This window comes from Cupriavidus sp. CP313, assembly GCF_054072015.1.
This window is the reverse complement of sequence record NZ_JBSVZB010000008.1, coordinates 96,316-115,443: the sequence shown is the minus strand read 5'-3', so window position 1 is coordinate 115,443 and position 19,128 is coordinate 96,316. Positions and strand designations below refer to the sequence as shown.

Genomic DNA, 19,128 nt, shown 5'->3' with positions numbered 1-19,128 from the left:
ATGTCCGACAAACAACGCTTCTTTTCCCACGAAACGCTGGAGAAGAACATCGGCTGGCTGATCATCTGCACGATCCTCGTGGTCAGCATTGCGGGTCTGGTCCAGATCGTGCCGCTGTTCTTCCAGCACTCCACCACCGAGCCGGATCCGGGCATCACCCCGTATTCGCCGCTGCGGCTGATGGGCCGCGATATCTATATCCGTGAAGGCTGCGTCGGCTGCCACTCGCAGCAAGTGCGCACGCTGCAGGCCGAGACCGAGCGCTACGGCCACTTCTCAACGGCGGGCGAGTCGGTCTACGACCACCCGTTCCTGTGGGGCTCCAAGCGCACCGGTCCCGACCTGGCGCGCGTGGGCGGGCGCTACTCGGATGACTGGCAGCGCATCCACCTGCGCAATCCGCGCGACGTGGTGCCGGAATCGGTGATGCCGTCGTACCCGTGGCTGGAAAAGGCCGAGCTGCCCACCAACGATATCCAGGCCCGCATGCGCGCGCTGGTGCGCCTGGGCGTGCCGTACACGGATGCCGAGATCGCCAAGGCACCGGACGAGCTCAAGGGCAAGACCGAAGAGGATGCGCTGGTTGCCTACCTGCAAGGCCTGGGCACCAACCGCCGCAACGTCCGCGTGGATTCCGCCGCGGCCGCGGCACCCAAGGAGTAAGCCGTGGCCATGATCACTGCCATTGCGACCGTCGTGTCGATGGTCGTCTTCCTGGGGATCTGCTGGTGGGCCTGGTCCGCCGGCCGACAGGCCGCCAACCGGGAATCCGCCATGCTGCCGTTCGCGCTGCCTGACGAAACTACGACAACATCGAGCCGGAACACCTAGCCATGAGCGATTTCATTTCCGAATTCTGGAGTTATTACATTGCCGCCATCGCGCTCATCGGCATCGTCTGGTGCGTGTGGCTGCTGTTCTCGCAACGCAAGGTCACCAAGACCGCCGGTGGCACTGAAGACACCGGCCATGTCTGGGACGGTGACCTGCGCGAGCTGAACAACCCGCTGCCGCGCTGGTGGATGTGGATGTTCCTGCTGGCCTGCATCTTCAGCCTGGCCTACCTGGTGCTGTACCCGGGACTGGGTTCGTATGCCGGCGTGCTGAAGGTCTCCACGCAAGGCGAACTTGCCGCCCACCGCGCGGCGCAGGAGAAAATGCAGAACGAGATCTACGCCAAGTACCTGAAGATGGACGTCAAGCAGGTGGCGGCGGATCCGCAGGCGCGCGAGATCGGCCAGCGCCTGTTCGTGAACTACTGCGCGCAGTGCCATGGCTCGGACGCACGTGGCAGCCGCGGCTTCCCGAACCTGACGGACAGAGACTGGCTCTATGGCGGCGAACCCGACACCATCCAGCAGACCATCACCAAGGGCCGCAATGGCGTGATGCCGCCGCTTGCCACGACCATAGACGCCAAGCAGGCGGGCGACGTCGCGCAATACGTGCGCTCGCTGTCGGGGCTGTCGTCGGACCCGATCCGTGCGTCGCGTGGCGAGGGCACCTTCAAGACGACCTGCGTGGCATGCCACGGCGCCGGCGGCAAGGGCAACCAGGCGCTCGGTGCGCCCAACCTGTCGGACAACGTCTGGCTGTATGGCAGCTCAGAAGGCAGCATCGTCGACGCCATCCTGAAGGGCCACAACAACCACATGCCCGCGCATGAGGAGATCCTGACGCCTGAACGCATCCGGATGCTGACGGCCTATATCTGGGGTTTGTCCAACACCGGGAGCGGAGCCGGGCAATGAACGACGACTCATGTGAGCGGGCGCTGGTGGCTCGCGGGAGAGCATGCCCATGAACGCACCCGGGACCGAAGAAATGGCCCGGGCGGCCGACCTGCAACGGTCGGCCGCTGCGCCGGGCGAGACCTCTGACGAAACGCTCTACGAGGTCCGCCGCAAGATCTACCCGCGCTCGGTGACGGGCGCCTTCTCCAGCTGGCGGGTCTGGCTGGTGATCCTGACCCAGCTGGTCTACTACGGCACGCCCTGGCTCCAATGGAATGGCCGCCAGGCCGTGCTGTTCGACCTTGGCGCGCGCAAGTTCTACATCTTCGGGCTGGTGCTGTGGCCGCAGGATGTGATCTACCTGGCGGTGCTGCTGGTGATCTCGGCGCTGGCGCTGTTCCTGTTCACGGCGATCGCGGGGCGGCTGTTCTGCGGCTATGCCTGTCCGCAGACGGTCTATACCGAGATCTTCATGTGGATCGAGCGACGGGTCGAAGGCGACCGCATCGCCCGCATCCGGCTCGATGGCGATCCGTGGAGTCTGCGCAAGTTCCGTCTCAAGGCGACCAAGCACTTCCTGTGGGTGCTGATTGCGCTCTGGACTGGCTTTACCTTCATCGGCTATTTCGCGCCGATCCGCGGGCTGGGCGGCGAGGTGCTCAGCCTGTCGCTGGGGCCGTGGCAGTCGTTCTGGATGCTGTTTTACGCGTTCGCCACCTGGGGCAATGCGGGCTTCATGCGCGAGCAGGTGTGCAAGTACATGTGCCCGTATGCGCGCTTCCAGAGCGTGATGGTGGATCGCGATACCTATGTCGTGACCTACGACGTCGGCCGCGGCGAGCCACGCGGCAGCCGATCGCGCAAGACCGACCACTATAAGGCGGGGCTTGGCGACTGTGTCAACTGCAGCATCTGCGTGCAGGTGTGCCCGACGGGCATCGATATCCGCGACGGCCTGCAGTACGAGTGCATCGGCTGCGGCGCCTGCATCGACGCCTGCAACCAGGTCATGGACAAGATGGACTATCCGCGCGGCCTGATCCGGTACACCTCGGAAAACGCGATGCGCAAGGCCTTGTCCGCGGCGGCATCGCGCAAGCGCCTGCTGCGTCCGCGCGTCATCATCTATTCCGTGATCTGGGTGGTGCTGCTGGCCGGCTTCATGGCGTCGATCGCGCTGCGCACGCCGCTGAAGGTCGACATCATCCGCGACCGTGGTGCGCTCGGCCGTGAAGTGGAAGGCCGCTGGATCGAGAACGTCTATCGCCTGCAGCTGATCAACACCACCGAAGCGCCGATGAAGATCAGCGTGCAGGCCGACAGCGACGAGCTGAAGAACCTGAAGGTGGAGTACGACAAGCAGGCCGAATCGCTGGCGCCGACGTCCAACCGGTTGCTGCCGATCCGGATCCGCGTGCCGATCGAGGCCGCGGCGCAGGGCACGCACAAGATCAACGTGACAGTGACGAGCGAAGGCACGGAGGGGGGGCATGCCGAAATCCGGCAATCCACCAGTTTCATCGTGCCGCGCGATTTGTGAGGCTAGTGTCCTGTTCCGTAAATGGCTTGCCAAAATGAAATCGTCCAGTTGGTCGTCAGGCTAGGCGCGAGGAGGCGCCATAGCCGTAGCTATGGCAACGACGAGCAACGACGCATGGCGGCCAACTGGGCGATTTCATGGCAAGGTATTTGCGGAACAGGACACTGGGCAGACGCGGACGTAGTCGTCAAGATGAAGGGGGCAAGATGAGTCAGCAAGGCAATCCGTGGTGGAAGGAGCCGTGGCCGTGGCTGTTGATGAGCGGTCCGCTGGTGGCGATGGTGGCGTGCGGCGTGACGATCTGGCTGGCATCCACGCATCCGGACATGCCGGTGCAGGGTGCAACGCGCCATGGCCTGGTGGTGGAGAAGGCCGATGCCGCGCCGCCCAAGGCTGCTGCAGCGAGGCAGCCATGAGGTTGCGCTGGCTGATGTGGGTACTCTGGCCGGCGTTCCTGATGGCTGGGTTTGCGACCGCGACGGTGTTTTCGGTGGTGGATCCCGGTGACCTGAACTTCTTCGGCCAGCCGATCGAAGCGTCCCGCGAATCGGTCTACACCATCGGCTTCCTGATGGCCTGGGTGTTCTGCGCGTTGTCCAGCGGACTGACGCTCTACACCATGCCGACGCGGCTCAGCGATACCGACGAACTGGAATGAGCGCGCTGGCGTGAGGTCTGCGCTGCCATGGCCGGATGCGGCACTGGCAGCGCTTGGCCGCCTAGCAGGAGCGGCTGTAGAGTTGCTTGATGCCGTCGATGTCCACCAGCTTGACGTGGCGCTGGCGAATCTGGATCAGGCCGGCTTCGGCAAAGCGAGAGAACAGGCGGCTGACGGTTTCGAGCTTCAGGCCCAGGTAGCTGCCGATCTCTTCGCGGCTCATGCGCATCACGAACTCGGACGCCGAATAGCCGCGCGCCGACAGGCGCTCAGAGAGGTTGATCAGGAAGGCGGCAAGGCGTTCCTCGGCGCGCATCGAGCCCAGCGTGACCAGCATCAGCTGGTCGTGCGTGATTTCCTTGCCCATCAGGCGCAGGAACTGCTGCTGCAGCGACGGCAGGTCTGCCGACAGGGTCTGCAGTTCGCCCATGCGGACCACGCAGACTTCGGTATCTTCCAGCGCGGCCGCATCGGAGGCGTGCTGCATCTCGCCCAGCCCGTCGAGACCTACAATTTCGCCAGGCAGGTGGAAGCCGGTAATCTGCGAGCGGCCGTCTTCGGTGGTGACGTGGGTCTTGAGCGTGCCAAAGCGCACGGCATAGACCGCGGTGAGCGGATCGCCCATGCGATACAGGGTTTCACCCTTGTGCACACGGATGCGTTCCTGCACCAGCGTGTCCATCTTGGCGAGGTCTTGCTGCGACATGCCGACCGGAAGGCACAGCTGCCCCATCGCACAGGTGGAGCAGCGGGGCGACATCTCGGTAATGGGAATGGAGGTGAGCAATTGGAACCTGCTAGAAATGGCAGCGTGGGCGCGATTAGGACATTTTACCGTGCGATGTGATGTGGTAGGGAGTGAGAATTGACATTTGGCGTGCTGATCAGCGTTTTTCTGCTGGCTTTGCTGGGCGGGGTCCACTGCGCCGCCATGTGCGGCGGCGTGGCGCTGGCCGTGGAGCAACGCCGCGGCGCGGCGGCGACGATCAGTTTGGTGCCCAGCCGCGCCGCCTGGCTGGGCGAGTTGCTGACTATGCACGTGGGCCGGATTTCGACCTATATGCTGCTTGGCGCCGCGCTCGGCGCGGTCGGTGCCTCGGCGTGGAAGCAGGACTACATGCCGCTGCAGCGCTGGCTGTTCGGCGCGGGCAGCGTCATGCTGCTGTGGTCGGGCTGGCGGTTGCTGCGCGGCAACATTTTTACCGTCAACTGGCTGGAGCGGCTGGCGGCGCGCGCCAGCGCAGCCGTGGCGCGGCGGCTGAATGGCCTGGCAGGTGGCTTGCCGGCCTTCATGCGGGTGCGCGGCGGCCTGGCGCGGCGCTATGGCGTGGGCCTGGCATGGGGCCTGGTGCCGTGCGGCATGGTCTATGGGGCGCTTACGCTGGCGCTGCTGGCGGGCAACGCGGCGTCCGGCGCACTCGTGATGGGCGTGTTCGGGCTCGGCACACTGCCTAACCTGCTGGTGCTTTCCGGCCTGTCGGGCTACTTGCGTACGCTGTCGCGACGTCCCGGCGTGCGCCTGGGGGCCGGCCTGGCGGTGATGGCGTTCGGCGGCCTTGGCATTGCGCGAGCGGTGCTGCTGCCACATTCGCTGGCCGAGCATGGATTCTGCCTGGTGTTCTGAGGCGCCGGCGCCGCCCGGGCAACGGATGATGGTTGCAGGCGGGGGCGGGAATGCCATACAATCGCCAACATTGCGGTATCGCGCGGTGTAATATGAGCCGCGGTAAGCAGCGGGCGAGCAGCGCCAGGCGGCCTTCATACCAGAAGGCGCGTTCAGGGCAGGGGAAGCGGAAGGTTTTCGATGCCCGTCCCGTCCCCACAGTCCATCCGGTTCAAAAGATCTGGTTCAAAAGTCCGGCTGGCACTGCGGTGTTGGCGATGCCGGCCTTGCTCCCGATACCCGTTTTTCTTGCGTCCGAGGCCTTCAGTTCGCTGACAGCGACGTCCGATATGTGCGGACGCGCTACGCAAGAGGTTCGCTGGCCGGCCCATAACGGCATGCGAACGATCTCCTGCCGGAACGACCCGGCAACTCGATGCAAAGATAGGGAAGTGCACGGCCTTGGATGCAGCAGGTATCCGGCTAGCTGCGCAATGAGATGGCGGTGGCTTTCGCACCGCTGTATCCAAAATCTCCGGTGCCCCGGATCCGTCCGGGAGCAGGTGCAAAGACAGGCTGCACACCATCAACATGAATACCCAAGAGGCGAAGATCGTCCTCGAGACGGCGCTGATCTGCGCGCAGGAACCGTTGCGCGTCAATGATCTGCGGCGGCTGTTTGACGACGACGTCGGCGCAGACACCATCCGCGTGCTGCTTGAGGAACTGCGCCAGGACTGGCGGCCGCGCGGCGTGGAACTGGTGGCCCTGGCCAGCGGCTGGCGCTTCCAGAGCCGGCCGGAAATGCGTGAATACCTCGATCGGCTGAATCCCGAAAAGCCGCCAAAATATTCGCGCGCCGTGATGGAAACACTGGCAATCATTGCCTACCGGCAGCCGGTGACCCGCGGCGATATCGAAGAAATCCGCGGCGTGACGGTCAGCACGGAAGTCGTCAAGAAGCTTGAGGACCGCAGCTGGATCGAGGTGATCGGACACCGCGACGTGCCGGGCAGGCCGGCGCTGTATGCGACCACCAAGGCATTCCTGGACGATCTTGGCCTGCGTACGTTGGATGAGCTGCCGCCGCTGGAAGATGCCCAGGCGCAGGCGCAGGCAACCCTGCTGGAACAGCAGGCCATCAATTTTGAAGACCTGGCTGCAAACAAGGCGGCCAGCGCCGACGAAGAGGCATTTGCCGACCCCGCCGCGCAGGCAGCGGATGTGGCCGAAGCATCCGTCGCAAACGAAGCCGAGACGACCGACCCGGTCGACGAAGGCGCCAATGGCTTTGACGTGCAACCGCTGCAAGCTGCAGCCGACGATGCCGCCGAGGCCGCTTCCACCGAACCAGCCGCACCCAATCCGGACGGGGCGCGGGGCGATTTGCCGGACAACGGCACCCCGCCGCACCCGAGCGAGCACGACGAGCGCGTGCCGAACTGAACAACATGCAACATCCGATAGTGAATATCTTGTCTGATTCCGTTGAGCAAGACACCCGCAATGCGGGTGCACCCGCCGACACCGGCGCCGCAGAACCCGGATCGGGCAGCGAAGCCGCGCCCCGCCGCAAGGGGCTGCGCCGCGGGCTGAGGAACCTGGTCGCATCGCGCCGCCAGGCGGCGCAGGACCGCGGCGAGGGCGCCGAAGGCGCCAGCGCCGGCGGCCAGGGCGATGCCGGTGAACCGGGCGCCGCACAGGCGGCGGGCGGCGCGCGCGGTGGCCAGCGTGGCCGCGGCAAGCGCAAGACGGGGCAGGGCGAGGGCGGCCAGAGTAGCCAGGGCGGCCAGGGCGGCCAGGGCACCAGCAAGGCAGACAAGGTGGACCGCGCTGCCAGGGCCGAAGGCACCGACAAGCCCGAGCAGCCCGGCCGCAAGCGCAAGCCGGTCCAGCGTTCAGGCAAGGCGGCAGCGCCGGGCGAGGCGCAGGGCGCCGGCGCGCGGCAGCAGGGCCGCCGCAGCAAGGATGGCGGCAAGCCGCAGACGCCCCGCAAGGGCCCGGGTGGCGGGGACAAGACCGCGGCGAGCAGCGAAGACCTGTTCCGCTTCGTGATCTCCGAGCAGTACGACACCGAAGACACCGTCATCCCGCGCACCAAGGCCAAGCCGGTGCGCGAGCTGTCGGCCGACGACGACGCGCCCAAGCTGCACAAGGTGCTGGCCGAGGGCGGGCTGGGCTCGCGCCGCGAGATGGAAGAGCTGATCCTGCAGGGCCGCGTTTCAGTCAACGGCCTGCCGGCCCATATCGGCCAGCGCATCCTGCCGGCGGACCAGGTCCGCGTGAACGGCAAGCTGATCCACCGCAAGGTGTCGAGCAAGCCGCCGCGCGTGCTGCTGTACCACAAGCCCGCCGGCGAGATCGTCAGCCAGTCCGATCCGGAAGGCCGTCCGACCGTGTTCGACAGCCTGCCGCGCATCAAGAGCGGCAAGTGGGTCGCGGTGGGCCGCCTGGACTTCAATACCGAAGGCCTGCTGATCTTCACCACCTCGGGTGACATTGCCAACCGCTTCATGCACCCGCGCTACGGCGTGGAGCGCGAGTACGCGGTGCGTACGCTGGGCGAACTGGCCGAAGCCGATCGCCAGCGCCTGCTGCACGGCATCAAGCTCGATGACGGCGAAGCCAACTTCCTGCGCATTGCCGACGGCGGTGGCGAAGGCGTCAACCAGTGGTACCACGTGGCCCTGACCGAAGGCCGCAACCGTGAAGTGCGCCGCATGTTCGAGGCGGTCGGGCTGACCGTGTCGCGCCTGATCCGCACCCGCTACGGCCAGTTCCTGCTGCCGCGTGGCCTCAAGCGCGGCCGCTGGCAGGAAGTCGAGCCGAATGACGTCAAGGCGCTGATGGCCGGTGTTGGCCTGAAGGTGCCCGGCAAGGGCGAGCAGGCCCCCAAGGGTGCCACCAAGGTGGGCGGCCGCAAGCAGCGCACCGAAGCCGCGATTGCCGGCATGCCGATGCCCACGGGCATGGACGGCCTGCCGCGCTTCGACCAGGGCGGTGCCCGGGGCGCTGGCGGCGGCCGCAGCAGCCAGCCGGATCCGATGAAGACCTCGATGGGCTATATCAGCCACGGGCCCACGCTGCTGACCTCGCACGCGGCCAACCTGGGCGGCGGGCGCGGCACTGGCGCACGCCAGGGGCGCGGTGGTGCCGGCATGGGCGGCATGGGTGGCATGCGCGGTCAGGGTGGCCAGGGCCAGGGCGCTCTGGGCGGCCAGGGTCAGGGCAAGCCGCGTCGCGGCGGCGGCGGCGAAGCCAACGGCAATGTGATGCCGAAGGCGTCGAAACCGGGCGGTAACCGTTCCCCGCGCGGCGGTAGTGGTGGCGGTGGCGGCGGCAACCGTGGTGGCAACCGCGGCGGCAACCGATAAGCGCTGATTGCGGCGCATGGCGGGCTGAATGCTTGCCGGCGCCGCATGCAGTGCGCGGTAAATGTCTGGCTTTTGCCTTTTCGACATAATCCGCGTATAATTCAACTCTATTCAAAAAGCCATCCTCGTCGAGGATGGGCGAATGATGGGCATTGCGCCCATTTTTTTTTTGGTTCGCCCGTTTTTCGGTTCTCTCCGCTGGAGCGGGGGGATGGCGGACAGGCAGGGCTGCAGCAGGGTCGTCCCGGACGGCACCGGCGGGTTTGCCTGCCACGGTGTTGATGGCCATTACTCGGGATAACAGTGCATCTGGCAGATTTGATCGAAACCACCCTAAGCGGCATGGGATATGAGCTGGTCGAGCTCGAGCGTGCCCCGGCCGGATTGCTGCGTGTCTATATCGATCAGCCTGAAACCGGCATTGCCATCGAGGATTGTGAAAAGGTGAGCCGCCAGCTCACCCACGTGTTCACGGTCGAGAACGTCGACTATGAACGCCTCGAGGTCTCGTCGCCCGGACTGGACCGGCCGCTGAAGAAGCTGGCCGACTACGTTCGCTTTGCCGGCGAGGAGGTGCGCGTGACGCTGCGCCTGCCCGTCAACGGACAGAAGAACTTCACAGGCATCCTGCGCGAGCCCACCGGCGCGGCGGGCGAGGAGAAGATTGGCCTGGAGTTCGAGGGCAAAGATGGCCCGGCGCTGCTGGAATTTGCCGTATCCGATGTCGACAAGGCACGCCTGGTGCCGGTGATCGACTTCAAAGGAAATCAAAGAAAAGGGAACAAGCAATGAGCCGCGAAGTTCTGTTGCTCGTCGATGCGCTTGCGCGTGAGAAGAACGTCGACAAGGATGTGGTATTCGGTGCCCTGGAGGCGGCGCTCGCCTCGGCCACCAAGAAGCGTTTCGAGGAAGACGTGGATATCCGTGTCGCGATCGATCGCGAGTCGGGCGAGCATGAAACCTTCCGCCGCTGGCTGGTCGTTCCCGACGAGCTGGGCCTGCAAGAGCCGGACAAGCAGATCCTGCTGTTCGAGGCCCGCGATGAAACCCCCGGCATCGAGCTGGGTGATTTTATCGAGCAGCAGATCGAGTCGGTCGAGTTCGGCCGCATCGGTGCGCAGGCTGCCAAGCAGGTGATCCTGCAGCGCATCCGCGACGCCGAGCGCGAGCAGATCCTGAACGACTACCTGGATCGCGGCGAGAAGATCATGACCGGCACGGTCAAGCGCGCCGACAAGAAGGGCCTGATCGTCGAGTCCGGCCGCGTGGAAGCGCTGCTGGCCCGCGACCAGATCATCCCCAAGGAAAACTTGCGCACCGGTGACCGCGTGCGTGCGTATATCCTGAATGTGGACCGCGCCGCGCGCGGCCCGCAGATTGAACTGTCGCGCACCGCGCCCGAGTTCCTGATCAAGCTCTTCGAGAACGAAGTGCCGGAAATGGAAGAGGGCCTGCTGGAGATCAAGGCGGCTGCCCGTGATCCGGGCGTGCGCGCCAAGATTGCCGTGGTCGCGCATGACAAGCGCATCGACCCGATCGGCACCTGCGTGGGCGTGCGTGGTACGCGCGTCACCGCGGTGCGTAACGAGATCGGCGGCGAGGCCGTGGACATCGTGCTGTGGTCGGAAGACCCGGCGCAATTTGTGATCGGCGCGCTGGCGCCGGCGCAGGTGCAGTCGATCGTGGTGGATGAAGAGAAGCACAGCATGGACGTGGTGGTCGACGAGGAAAACCTCGCCGTCTCGATCGGCCGCAGCGGTCAGAACGTACGCCTGGCGTCCGAACTGACCGGCTGGCAGATCAACATCATGACCCAGGAAGAATCGGCGCAGAAGCAGGCCGAAGAGAGCGATGTCGTACGCAAGCTGTTCATGGCCAAGCTGGACGTGGACGAGGAAGTTGCCGACATCCTGATCGAGGAAGGCTTCTCCACGCTGGAAGAAGTGGCTTATGTCCCCATCAGTGAAATGATGGAGATCGAGGCCTTTGACGAAGACACCGTCAACGAGCTGCGCAATCGCGCGCGTGATGCGCTCCTGACGATGGAACTGGCCCGGGAAGAAAAGGTGGAAGAGGTGTCGCAGGACCTGCGCTCGCTCGACGGCCTCAACCCGGAATTGATCGGCAAGCTGGCCGAAGGCGATATCCATACGCGTGACGACCTGGCCGAACTGGCCGTGGACGAGCTGGTCGAGATGACCGGTGTCAGCGAGGAAGAAGCCAAGTCGCTGATCATGAAAGCACGGGAACATTGGTTCAACTGAGGGACACGGCCGGGCCGGCCTACACCTGGCCCGGGCGCGCTTTCCGCAACGATTTGTCCCGACGTAGAAACCAAGCATTGAAAGGGTTTGAATGGCAAGCACAACAGTTGCCCAACTGGCCGCAGAACTGAGTCGCAGCGCAGCTGCCCTGCTGGAACAATTGCAGGCGGCTGGGGTGGGCAAAGCGACGCCAGAAGACATCATCACGGAATCGGATAAGACCAGCCTGCTGGACTATCTGAAGCGTTCGCACGGCCAGGCCGACGACAGCTCCCGCAAGAAGATCACACTGACCAAGCGCGAAACCTCCGAGATCCGCCAGTCGGATGGCACCGGCAAGACCCGCACGGTCCAGGTGGAAGTGCGCAAGAAGCGCGTGCTGATCAAGCGCGACGAAGCTGCGCCTGACACCCAGGCCGACGCGGCCGAAGCCCAGGCGCCTGTCGTCGATGCTGCCGACGAGGCACGCCGCGACGAGGAAGAACGCCAACAGGCCGAACTGCTGGCGCGCCAGGAAGCTGAAGCCAAGGCCGCCCGCGAGGCCGCCGAGCGTGAGGAAGCCGAGCGCCGCGCCCGCCAGGAATCCCTGGAGGCTGAACAGCGCCGCCAGGCCGAACTCGCCGCCCGCAAGGCGGAAGAAGAGGCTGCCGCATCGCGCGCCGTGACCGAAGCCAACGAAGACTCCTCGCGCAAGAAGGCTGAGGACGAGAAGGCCCGTGTCACCGCCGAACGCGCCGAGGCGCAGAAGGCTGCCGACGAGGCCAAGGCTGCTGCCGACAAGGCCCGCGCCGAACAGGAAGTTGCTGCGCGCAAGCGCCGCGAGGCTGCCGAAGCCGAGGCCCGTGCGATCCAGCAGATGCTGAACGCCCCGCCCCGCGTGCTGAAGGCGCCGTCCGAGCGCAAGGCTGAAGAGAAGAAGGCCGAGCAGACCGGTACGCTGCACAAGCCGGTCAAGCCGGCCGGTGCGACCACGGAAGCGAAGAAAGACGAAAAGAAGCCGGCCACCACGACCACGACCACGGCGACCGCCGACAAGAAGGGCAAGGTCGTGAAGGCGGGCTGGCAGGACGACAGCAGCCGCAAGAAGGGCAGCGGCCTGAAGACGCGCGGCGATTCGTCGGGCGGCGTAGGCGGCTGGCGCGGTGGCCCGCGTGGCCGCGGCGGCAGGCAGCAGCAGCATGACGACAGCCGCAGCAGCTTCCAGGCGCCGACCGAGCCGGTGGTGCGTGAAGTGCACGTGCCGGAAACCGTCTCCGTGGCCGACCTGGCACACAAGATGGCCGTCAAGGCGTCCGAGGTCATCAAGCAGATGATGAAGCTCGGCCAGATGGTGACGATCAACCAGGTGCTGGACCAGGAAACCGCCATGATCGTGGTGGAAGAAATGGGCCACAAGGCGTATGCCGCCAAGCTGGACGATCCGGAAGCGCTGCTGGTGGTGGGCGGTGAGGAACACACCGACGCCGAGTCGCTGCCGCGTCCGCCGGTGGTGACCGTGATGGGTCACGTCGACCACGGCAAGACCTCGCTGCTGGACTACATCCGCCGCACCAAGGTGGCCGCGGGCGAAGCCGGCGGGATTACGCAGCACATCGGTGCCTACCATGTGGAAACCGATCGCGGCGTGATTACGTTCCTGGATACCCCGGGTCACGAGGCCTTTACGGCCATGCGTGCCCGCGGTGCCAAGGCGACCGATATCGTGATCCTGGTGGTGGCCGCCGACGACGGCGTGATGCCGCAGACCAAGGAAGCTATTGCGCATGCCAAGGCTGCCGGTGTGCCGATCGTCGTGGCGATCAACAAGATCGACAAGCCCGATGCCAACCTGGACCGCGTCAAGCAGGAACTGGTGGCGGAGCAGGTGGTGCCGGAAGAATATGGCGGCGATTCGCCGTTCGTGCCGGTTTCCGCCAAGATGGGTACCGGTGTGGAAGACCTGCTCGAGCAAGTGCTCCTGCAAGCCGAAGTGCTGGAACTGAAGGCGCCGGTGGATGCCCCGGCCAAGGGCCTGGTGGTGGAAGCCCAGCTGGACAAGGGCAAGGGTCCGATCGCAACCATCCTGGTCAGCAGCGGCACGCTCAAGCGTGGCGATGTGGTCCTGGCTGGCAGCGCCTACGGCCGCGTGCGTGCCATGCTGGACGAGAACGGCAAGCCGACCAAGGAAGCCGGCCCGTCGATCCCGGTGGAAATCCAGGGTCTGTCGGAAGTGCCTGCCGCGGGTGAAGAAGTGCTGGTGCTGCCGGACGAGCGCAAGGCACGTGAAATCGCGCTGTTCCGCCAGGGCAAGTTCCGCGACGTGAAGCTGGCCAAGCAACAGGCCGCCAAGCTGGAGAACATGCTTGAGCAGATGGCCGAAGGCGAAGTGCAGACGCTGCCGTTGATCGTCAAGGCCGACGTGCAGGGTTCGCAGGAAGCGCTGGTGCAGTCGCTGCAGAAGCTGTCGACCGCGGAAGTGCGCGTGCAGATCGTGCACGGCGGCGTGGGTGGCATCTCCGAATCCGACGTCAACCTGGCGACGGCTTCGAAGGCGGTCATCATCGGCTTCAACGTGCGTGCCGACGCTGGTGCGCGCAAGCTGGCCGAGCACAACGGCATCGATATCCGCTACTACAACATCATTTACGATGCGGTAGACGAGATCAAGGCGGCGATGTCGGGCATGCTGGCGCCGGAGAAGCGCGAGACCACCATCGGCCAGGTCGAGGTGCGCCAGGTGTTCCGCGTGCCGAAGATCGGTGCGGTGGCCGGCTGTATGGTTACCGACGGCCTGGTCAAGCGCAACTCGCTGGTGCGCGTGCTGCGCAACAACGTGGTCATCCACGACGGCGAGCTGGATTCGCTCAAGCGCTTCAAGGACGACGTCAAGGAAGTCAAGCAAGGCTTTGAGTGCGGTCTGTCGATCAAGAACTTCAATGATGTTCAGGAAGGCGACCAGCTCGAGGTGTACGAAATCACAGAGGTGGCGCGTACGCTGTAAGGCGTCGCAAGCAACGGCAGGCTTCGGCCTGCCGTTGTCATCTCGACTAGACAGTATTGAATGGCCAAGAAAGGCAACATCTCCTCCCGCAATCTCCGCATCTCCGACCAGATCCAGAAGGACCTGGCCGAGATGATCCAGCGCGAACTGCGCGACCCGCGCCTCGGCCTGGTCACGCTGCAGTCGGTCGCGCTGACGCCTGACTATGCGCACGCCAAGGTGTACTTCACCGTGCTGGGCGCTGAAGCCGCCGAGGCGGAAGCCATCCTGAACGAAAAGGCCGGCTACCTGCACTCGCTGCTGTACAAGCGCCTGCACATCCATACCGTGCCGACGCTGCGCTTCTTCCACGATACCTCGGTCGAACATGCGATCGAGATGTCCAAGCTGATCAACGAAGCGAACGCCACGCGTTCGAAAGACGACTGAAGCCGGCGCCCATGCCGCCCTGGCATGGGTTTCGCGGCCACTACGTTTACGTTGCCGCCATCCGCGCCGCATCGCCGTCCCGCCTCCCGCTTTCTCCCGATGACCGATTCCAACGCCAACCGTCCGCCGCGCCTGCCGCGCCGCGAGGTCCATGGTGTGCTGCTGCTCGACAAGCCGCTGGGCCTGTCGTCCAACGACGCGCTGGTGCGCGCCAAGCGCCTCTTGCGCGCGGCCAAGGCCGGCCATACCGGCACGCTGGATCCGCTTGCCACGGGGCTGCTGCCGCTGTGCTTCGGCGAAGCCACCAAGTTTTCGCAAGACCTGCTGGAAGCGGACAAGACCTATGACGCCGAGGTGCGCCTAGGGGCGCGCTCGAGCACGGGCGACGCCGAAGGCGAGTTGCTCGACGTGCGCGAGGTCACCTGCGACCGCGCCGCGGTGGAGCAGGCGCTGGCACGCTTCCTCGGCGAGATCGAACAGGTGCCGCCGATGCATTCGGCGCTGAAGAAGGACGGCCGCCCGCTGTATGAATACGCGCGCGCCGGCCAGACGGTGGAGCGCGCGGCGCGCCGCGTCACCATCCGTTCGATTGCGCTGCTGGACTGCGCCTTGCCCGATGCCCCGTTGTTCACGATGCGGGTGACGTGCAGCAAGGGCACCTATATCCGCACGCTGGCCGAGGACATCGGCGAAGCCCTGGGCTGCGGCGCGCACCTGACCGGATTGCGCCGGATCGCCGTGGGCGACCTGACGCTGGACGGCGCGGTGACGCTGGCGCAGATCGAACAGCAGGACGACGCGCAGCGCCCGGCCATGCTGGCACCTGTGGACGCCTTGCTGCAGAAGTGTGCGCCGGTGCATCTGGATGAGGCCGCAGCGGGGCGCTTCCTGCAGGGCCAGCGCATCGCCCAGCGCGACCTGCCGGCCGGCACCGGGCTGGCGGAAGATGCGCTGGCGCGCGTCTATGCCGGCGAGCCGGCCCGGCTGCTGGGCGTGGCGCGCATGCGCGAAGGCGCGTTGCGGCCGGAGCGGCTGGTCAAGCTGTAATTTGCGTGAGGGGCGTAAGCGGCCGCCCCGTCAGCGATTACTCTAGCGTGATCCTGGCGGTCTTGATGACATCGGCCCACATCTTGCGGTCCTGGGCGAGGAACCCGGCGAAATGCTCCGGTGTATCGCCCACGGGCTCGGAGCCGAATTCAGCCATTTTCTTCCTGACTTCCGGGTTCGCCAAGGCCTTGACCAGCGCCTGGTTGTAGCGGACCACGATCGCCTTCGGCAGGTCCTTCGGCCCGAAGATGCCTTGCCAGGTCGGCATGTTGAAGTCCTTCAGGCCGCTCTCGGCAAGCGTCGGCACCTCCGGCAACAAGGGCGAGCGCTTGCTGCTGGTGACCGCCAGCGCCTTGACCTTGCCGGTCTTGGCCAGCGTCGCCGCGGTGGTGATGTTGTCGACCGTCATGGCGATATGGCCGCCCATCAGGTCGGTGATCACCGGGGTGGCACCCTTGTACGGCGCATGAACCATGTCGATGCCAAGGCCGTGCAGCATGGTTTCGGCAATCAGGTGATTCGACGTGCCGACGCCGGCGGTGCCGTAGGTGACCTGCGGCGTCTTTTTGACGTAGGCGACGAAGTCGGCCATGGTCTTGACCGGCAGGGCCGGATTGATGATCACGACATTCGGCTGCGTGGCCAGCATGGCGATGGGCGTGAAATCATCCGCCTTGTATGGCGTGCCCTTGGGGTTGAGCAGGTGGGTCACCGCCATCGCGCCGGCGGCGCCCATGCCGATGGTGTAGCCGTCGGCCGGGGCCTTGGCCAGCTTGTCGGCGGCGATATTGCCACCCGCACCCGGCACGTTCTCCACCACCACCGGCACCCCCAGGCTTTCCGACAGCGGTGCCTGCACCAGGCGCGCCAGCAGGTCGGCCGAACCGCCAGGCGCAAAGCCCACCAGCAGGCGCACTGGCTTGGCCGGCTTCCACTCCTGCGCCTGCGCGCCCGGGATCACCGCCGCGCCCACGCTCATCCACATCATGCCGCGTGCCAGCGGCCCCATCCACTTCGCCACCTTTTCCATTGTTACTTCCACTCCAGCAGTGTCATGGGCAATCTGTCAGCGGGCTTGCCCTTACCCGAAAATGCATTCGCTTCGTGCCTTGATTCAGGCCGCTGCACCCGCCAGCACCTGTCCCAGCAGCCTTGCCACCATGCGGTTGGAGAGCAGCACCGGCGCGCCGGCATGGCGCGCCACCTCGGCCCGCATGGCTTCCATGTAGCCCATGCAGTGCATCACCACCAGGTCGCAGCCGCGCAGCGTCTCGCCCGCCTGCGCGAAGCGATCGGTGCTCAAGTCGGTATAAGGCGAGGCATGCGTGACGCGCAGTTCGCAGGGCACCGGCTGGATCAGATGGAAGCCGCTCACCTGGGCTTCCAGCGGCAACACGATGCCGAGCCGCTTGCAGCCCTGCGCCAGCGCCACGGTCAGGTGGTCCACCACCTGCTGCGGTTCGATGACCAGGGTCTGCATCGGCGGCAGGGCGGTGCCGGTGCACAGTGGCACCAGGGCGTCGAAGCGGCCGTCGTCCAGCGAGGTCATCAGCCGGGCCAGCATCGCCTCGGCCACCGGCTTGCCCATCACCGCCTGCGTGCCGTCACGCAGCCGGCTGGCAAAGCGGTACTCGCCGGGCGCGGGGGCCAGCGCGGCAATGTCTTGCGGGCCCAGCGCGTCCAGGATGCCGAACTCTTCCACAGTGGCCGGCAGGCCCAGGTCGGCAATCATCTGCGGGACCACATCTGTCCTGGGCGCCTGCCCGATGGTGACGAAAGCCACGCGTGGCTGGCGTGCGGCAGCCGTGTTCATGCCGCGGTTCCCGCGGTCTGCAGATGGGCCAGCGAGCCATAGCGGCGCTGCAGCTCGGCCCACTCGGCCGCATCGTAGAAGTCGCACTGGCCCTGGCCGAACTGCTTCGCCACCTCGATGCAGAAGCGCGTCGCCACGTCGATGTCGAAGGCGTTGGTGACGCCGGTTGCGCAGCCTGGCACAGTGGTCTGCGCGGTCAGCGCCACGCCCACCACCGGGGCAGGGGTCACGATGGCCGGCTGCATGATCGAGTTGACATGCCACAGGCCGTTCTCATACGGCGTGATGTCCTGGGTGGTCAACGGCAACACCATCGGCAGTTCGCCGCTGACCCATCCCATCAGGTCCAGCAGCCGCTCCGGCAGGCGCAGCAGCCAGCCTTCCTTGGCCACCGGCGTCAGCGCCACGCCGCGGCGGTTGACGAAGCGGTTGCCGCGCGTGGTGTCGACCGACAGGATCGCCGCCATCCGCGGGTGCACCTCATGCGACATCATCTTGCGCATCGCAAAGGGCGATTTCATCATCGGCACCGGCTGGTGCGGCCGGGTGGCGGCATGCGGGCAGATATGGGTGTGGATGCGCACCGGCCCGGCCAGCACGTCGCCGGTGGCGGCCATGTCGGCCAGCTTCAGGGCGCTGGCGACGGCCACGATGGCGCCGTCGGCATCGGACACCAGGCCCGTCACGGCCGGGCGCGCGCCGACGCCGCCCAGCCGGCCCACCACGCCAAGTGCGGGCGCATCCGGGTTCTGTCCGGGTACCGTGCAGGCGAGGAAATCGGTGTAGAGGCCGTTCTCTTCCACGCGCGTCACGGCGACATCGTCCAGGCCGCGCGAGCGCAGCAGTGAGGCGACAGCTTCGCCGTCGACATTCGCTGCCGACAGCAGCTCGATCGATTCAATAACCTGCTTGATAGACATCTTGCTTGACTTCCTGGGGCTGGGGTGGGGTTCCGTACGCTGGGGCTCAGGCCAGCAAATTCAGCGCGGCAGCGACAGCGCGCCGGGCTGCACGTCGGCAATGTCCGCGCCCCTGAACCATCGTGCGGCATGGGCGCCGCCCATTTCGAGGCGATCGTCCGAGACCCGCACCCAGTTGCCTTCGGGCAGGCCCAGCACCGGCATGTCGGGCTGCAGCACGGTGAATTCGGCCAGGCGCTGGTCGCGCGTTTCGCCGCGGAAGCCGGGCACGACCAGGTTGAAGTAGTGCGGGTTGATCTGGAAGGGGACTAGCGCCAGTGCGTCGAGGCCGCCTGGATCAGCCACCGGCATGTCATTGGTGGTGCGGATGGTCGGGCAGGCCAGGTTGGCGCCGGCGCTCCAGCCGATATAGCGCGCCGCACCGGATCGCACCCGCGCTGAGATCGCCGCCAGCAAGCCGCGCTCGCGCAGGCATTGCAACAGCCGGAACGTGTTGCCGCCGCCAACGACGATCAGTTCGGCCGCCTCGATCGCGCGCGCGGCTGCAGCCGGCTCGGCCACCCGGTGCAGCGATTGCACCGCGATGCCGACCGGCGCAAAAGCGTCGCGCACCAGCATTTCGTAGGTGTCCCAGTCGCGCGTGACGCCGGCGAACGGGATAAAGCAGGCAGTCTTGCGGCCGGCGGCCAGGTCGCGAATTGCTGCCTGGGCGTGGACCAGGTAGCCGGCGTCGCTGCTGGAGTTGCTGAGTAACAGGAGTTCCATGG

Annotated in this window: 19 protein-coding genes; 14 read left to right on the top strand and 5 right to left on the bottom strand. The window is 65.9% G+C overall.

The genetic code is table 11. The features are described from left to right. The 6 genes from ccoO to ACW4E8_RS13960 all read left to right on the top strand — a co-directional run bounded on the left by ccoO (window position 1) and on the right by ACW4E8_RS13960 (window position 3,931). Entirely contained in the window at window positions 1–663 is a 663-nt protein-coding gene (gene ccoO, locus ACW4E8_RS13985; protein ID WP_010809471.1) for a cytochrome-c oxidase, cbb3-type subunit II, read from the top strand. Between the two features lie 3 nt (window positions 664–666). Beyond that, window positions 667–831: a cbb3-type cytochrome oxidase subunit 3 gene (locus ACW4E8_RS13980; RefSeq protein ID WP_010809472.1), complete on the top strand. Its 165-nt coding sequence runs from the start codon at window positions 667–669 to the stop codon at window positions 829–831. A 2-nt stretch (window positions 832–833) separates the two neighbouring features. Beyond that, complete coding sequence (ccoP, locus tag ACW4E8_RS13975) at window positions 834–1,751, top strand: cytochrome-c oxidase, cbb3-type subunit III (protein WP_456805051.1); 918 nt, start codon at window positions 834–836, stop codon at window positions 1,749–1,751. Window positions 1,752–1,824: 73 nt separating this feature from the next. Continuing rightward, complete coding sequence (ccoG, locus tag ACW4E8_RS13970; protein ID WP_456805121.1) at window positions 1,825–3,273, top strand: cytochrome c oxidase accessory protein CcoG; 1,449 nt, start codon at window positions 1,825–1,827, stop codon at window positions 3,271–3,273. Window positions 3,274–3,479: 206 nt separating this feature from the next. Next, window positions 3,480–3,689 carry a membrane protein gene (locus ACW4E8_RS13965; protein ID WP_013957177.1) on the top strand — a complete coding sequence of 70 codons (210 nt, stop codon included), beginning with the start codon at window positions 3,480–3,482 and terminating at the stop codon, window positions 3,687–3,689. Next, the gene (locus tag ACW4E8_RS13960) at window positions 3,686–3,931 is read left to right on the top strand and encodes a hypothetical protein (RefSeq protein WP_013957176.1); all 246 of its coding nucleotides are present in this window, start codon (window positions 3,686–3,688) and stop codon (window positions 3,929–3,931) included. The genes ACW4E8_RS13965 and ACW4E8_RS13960 overlap by 4 nt, the downstream gene beginning before the upstream one ends. Window positions 3,932–3,992: 61 nt before the next feature. Here ACW4E8_RS13960 and fnr read toward each other — a convergent pair whose 3' ends face one another. Next, on the bottom strand, window positions 3,993–4,718 hold the full coding sequence (gene fnr / locus ACW4E8_RS13955; RefSeq protein ID WP_456805050.1) for a fumarate/nitrate reduction transcriptional regulator Fnr: 726 nt from the start codon (window positions 4,716–4,718) through the stop codon (window positions 3,993–3,995). 78 nt (window positions 4,719–4,796) lie between these two features. Between fnr and ACW4E8_RS13950 the strand changes: the two genes are divergently transcribed. From ACW4E8_RS13950 to truB, 8 genes are all read left to right on the top strand, one after another. Continuing rightward, on the top strand, window positions 4,797–5,555 hold the full coding sequence (locus tag ACW4E8_RS13950; protein WP_456805049.1) for a sulfite exporter TauE/SafE family protein: 759 nt from the start codon (window positions 4,797–4,799) through the stop codon (window positions 5,553–5,555). A 570-nt stretch (window positions 5,556–6,125) separates the two neighbouring features. After that, window positions 6,126–6,980, top strand: a complete 855-nt coding sequence (gene scpB / locus ACW4E8_RS13945; RefSeq protein ID WP_456805048.1) for an SMC-Scp complex subunit ScpB — start codon at window positions 6,126–6,128, stop codon at window positions 6,978–6,980. 5 nt (window positions 6,981–6,985) lie between these two features. Then, window positions 6,986–8,908 (top strand): 23S rRNA pseudouridine(2605) synthase RluB, encoded by a 1,923-nt coding sequence (gene rluB, locus ACW4E8_RS13940; protein WP_456805047.1) that lies wholly within the window; start codon window positions 6,986–6,988, stop codon window positions 8,906–8,908. Window positions 8,909–9,211: 303 nt separating this feature from the next. Then, window positions 9,212–9,700: a ribosome maturation factor RimP gene (gene rimP / locus ACW4E8_RS13935; RefSeq protein WP_013957170.1), complete on the top strand. Its 489-nt coding sequence runs from the start codon at window positions 9,212–9,214 to the stop codon at window positions 9,698–9,700. After that, on the top strand, window positions 9,697–11,172 hold the full coding sequence (nusA, locus tag ACW4E8_RS13930; protein WP_456805046.1) for a transcription termination factor NusA: 1,476 nt from the start codon (window positions 9,697–9,699) through the stop codon (window positions 11,170–11,172). The genes rimP and nusA overlap by 4 nt, the downstream gene beginning before the upstream one ends. Window positions 11,173–11,263: 91 nt before the next feature. Continuing rightward, complete coding sequence (gene infB, locus ACW4E8_RS13925) at window positions 11,264–14,152, top strand: translation initiation factor IF-2 (protein WP_456805045.1); 2,889 nt, start codon at window positions 11,264–11,266, stop codon at window positions 14,150–14,152. A 60-nt stretch (window positions 14,153–14,212) separates the two neighbouring features. Further along, window positions 14,213–14,581 carry a 30S ribosome-binding factor RbfA gene (gene rbfA / locus ACW4E8_RS13920; protein ID WP_456805044.1) on the top strand — a complete coding sequence of 123 codons (369 nt, stop codon included), beginning with the start codon at window positions 14,213–14,215 and terminating at the stop codon, window positions 14,579–14,581. Between the two features lie 99 nt (window positions 14,582–14,680). After that, a complete protein-coding gene (truB, locus tag ACW4E8_RS13915) occupies window positions 14,681–15,628 on the top strand; it encodes a tRNA pseudouridine(55) synthase TruB (protein ID WP_456805043.1) in 948 nt (315 codons plus the stop codon). A gap of 37 nt (window positions 15,629–15,665) precedes the next feature. On the opposite strand, the gene ACW4E8_RS13910 is transcribed toward truB, so the two are convergent. From ACW4E8_RS13910 to pepE, 4 genes are all read right to left on the bottom strand, one after another. Continuing rightward, window positions 15,666–16,658 (bottom strand): Bug family tripartite tricarboxylate transporter substrate binding protein, encoded by a 993-nt coding sequence (locus tag ACW4E8_RS13910; protein ID WP_456805042.1) that lies wholly within the window; start codon window positions 16,656–16,658, stop codon window positions 15,666–15,668. A gap of 84 nt (window positions 16,659–16,742) precedes the next feature. Continuing rightward, window positions 16,743–17,441 (bottom strand): AroM family protein, encoded by a 699-nt coding sequence (locus ACW4E8_RS13905; RefSeq protein WP_456805041.1) that lies wholly within the window; start codon window positions 17,439–17,441, stop codon window positions 16,743–16,745. Then, entirely contained in the window at window positions 17,438–18,361 is a 924-nt protein-coding gene (locus tag ACW4E8_RS13900; protein WP_456805040.1) for a DUF1177 domain-containing protein, read from the bottom strand. The genes ACW4E8_RS13905 and ACW4E8_RS13900 overlap by 4 nt, the downstream gene beginning before the upstream one ends. 60 nt (window positions 18,362–18,421) lie before the next feature. Next, on the bottom strand, window positions 18,422–19,126 hold the full coding sequence (pepE, locus tag ACW4E8_RS13895) for a dipeptidase PepE (RefSeq protein ID WP_456805039.1): 705 nt from the start codon (window positions 19,124–19,126) through the stop codon (window positions 18,422–18,424). Between the last annotated feature and the right edge of the window lie 2 nt (window positions 19,127–19,128).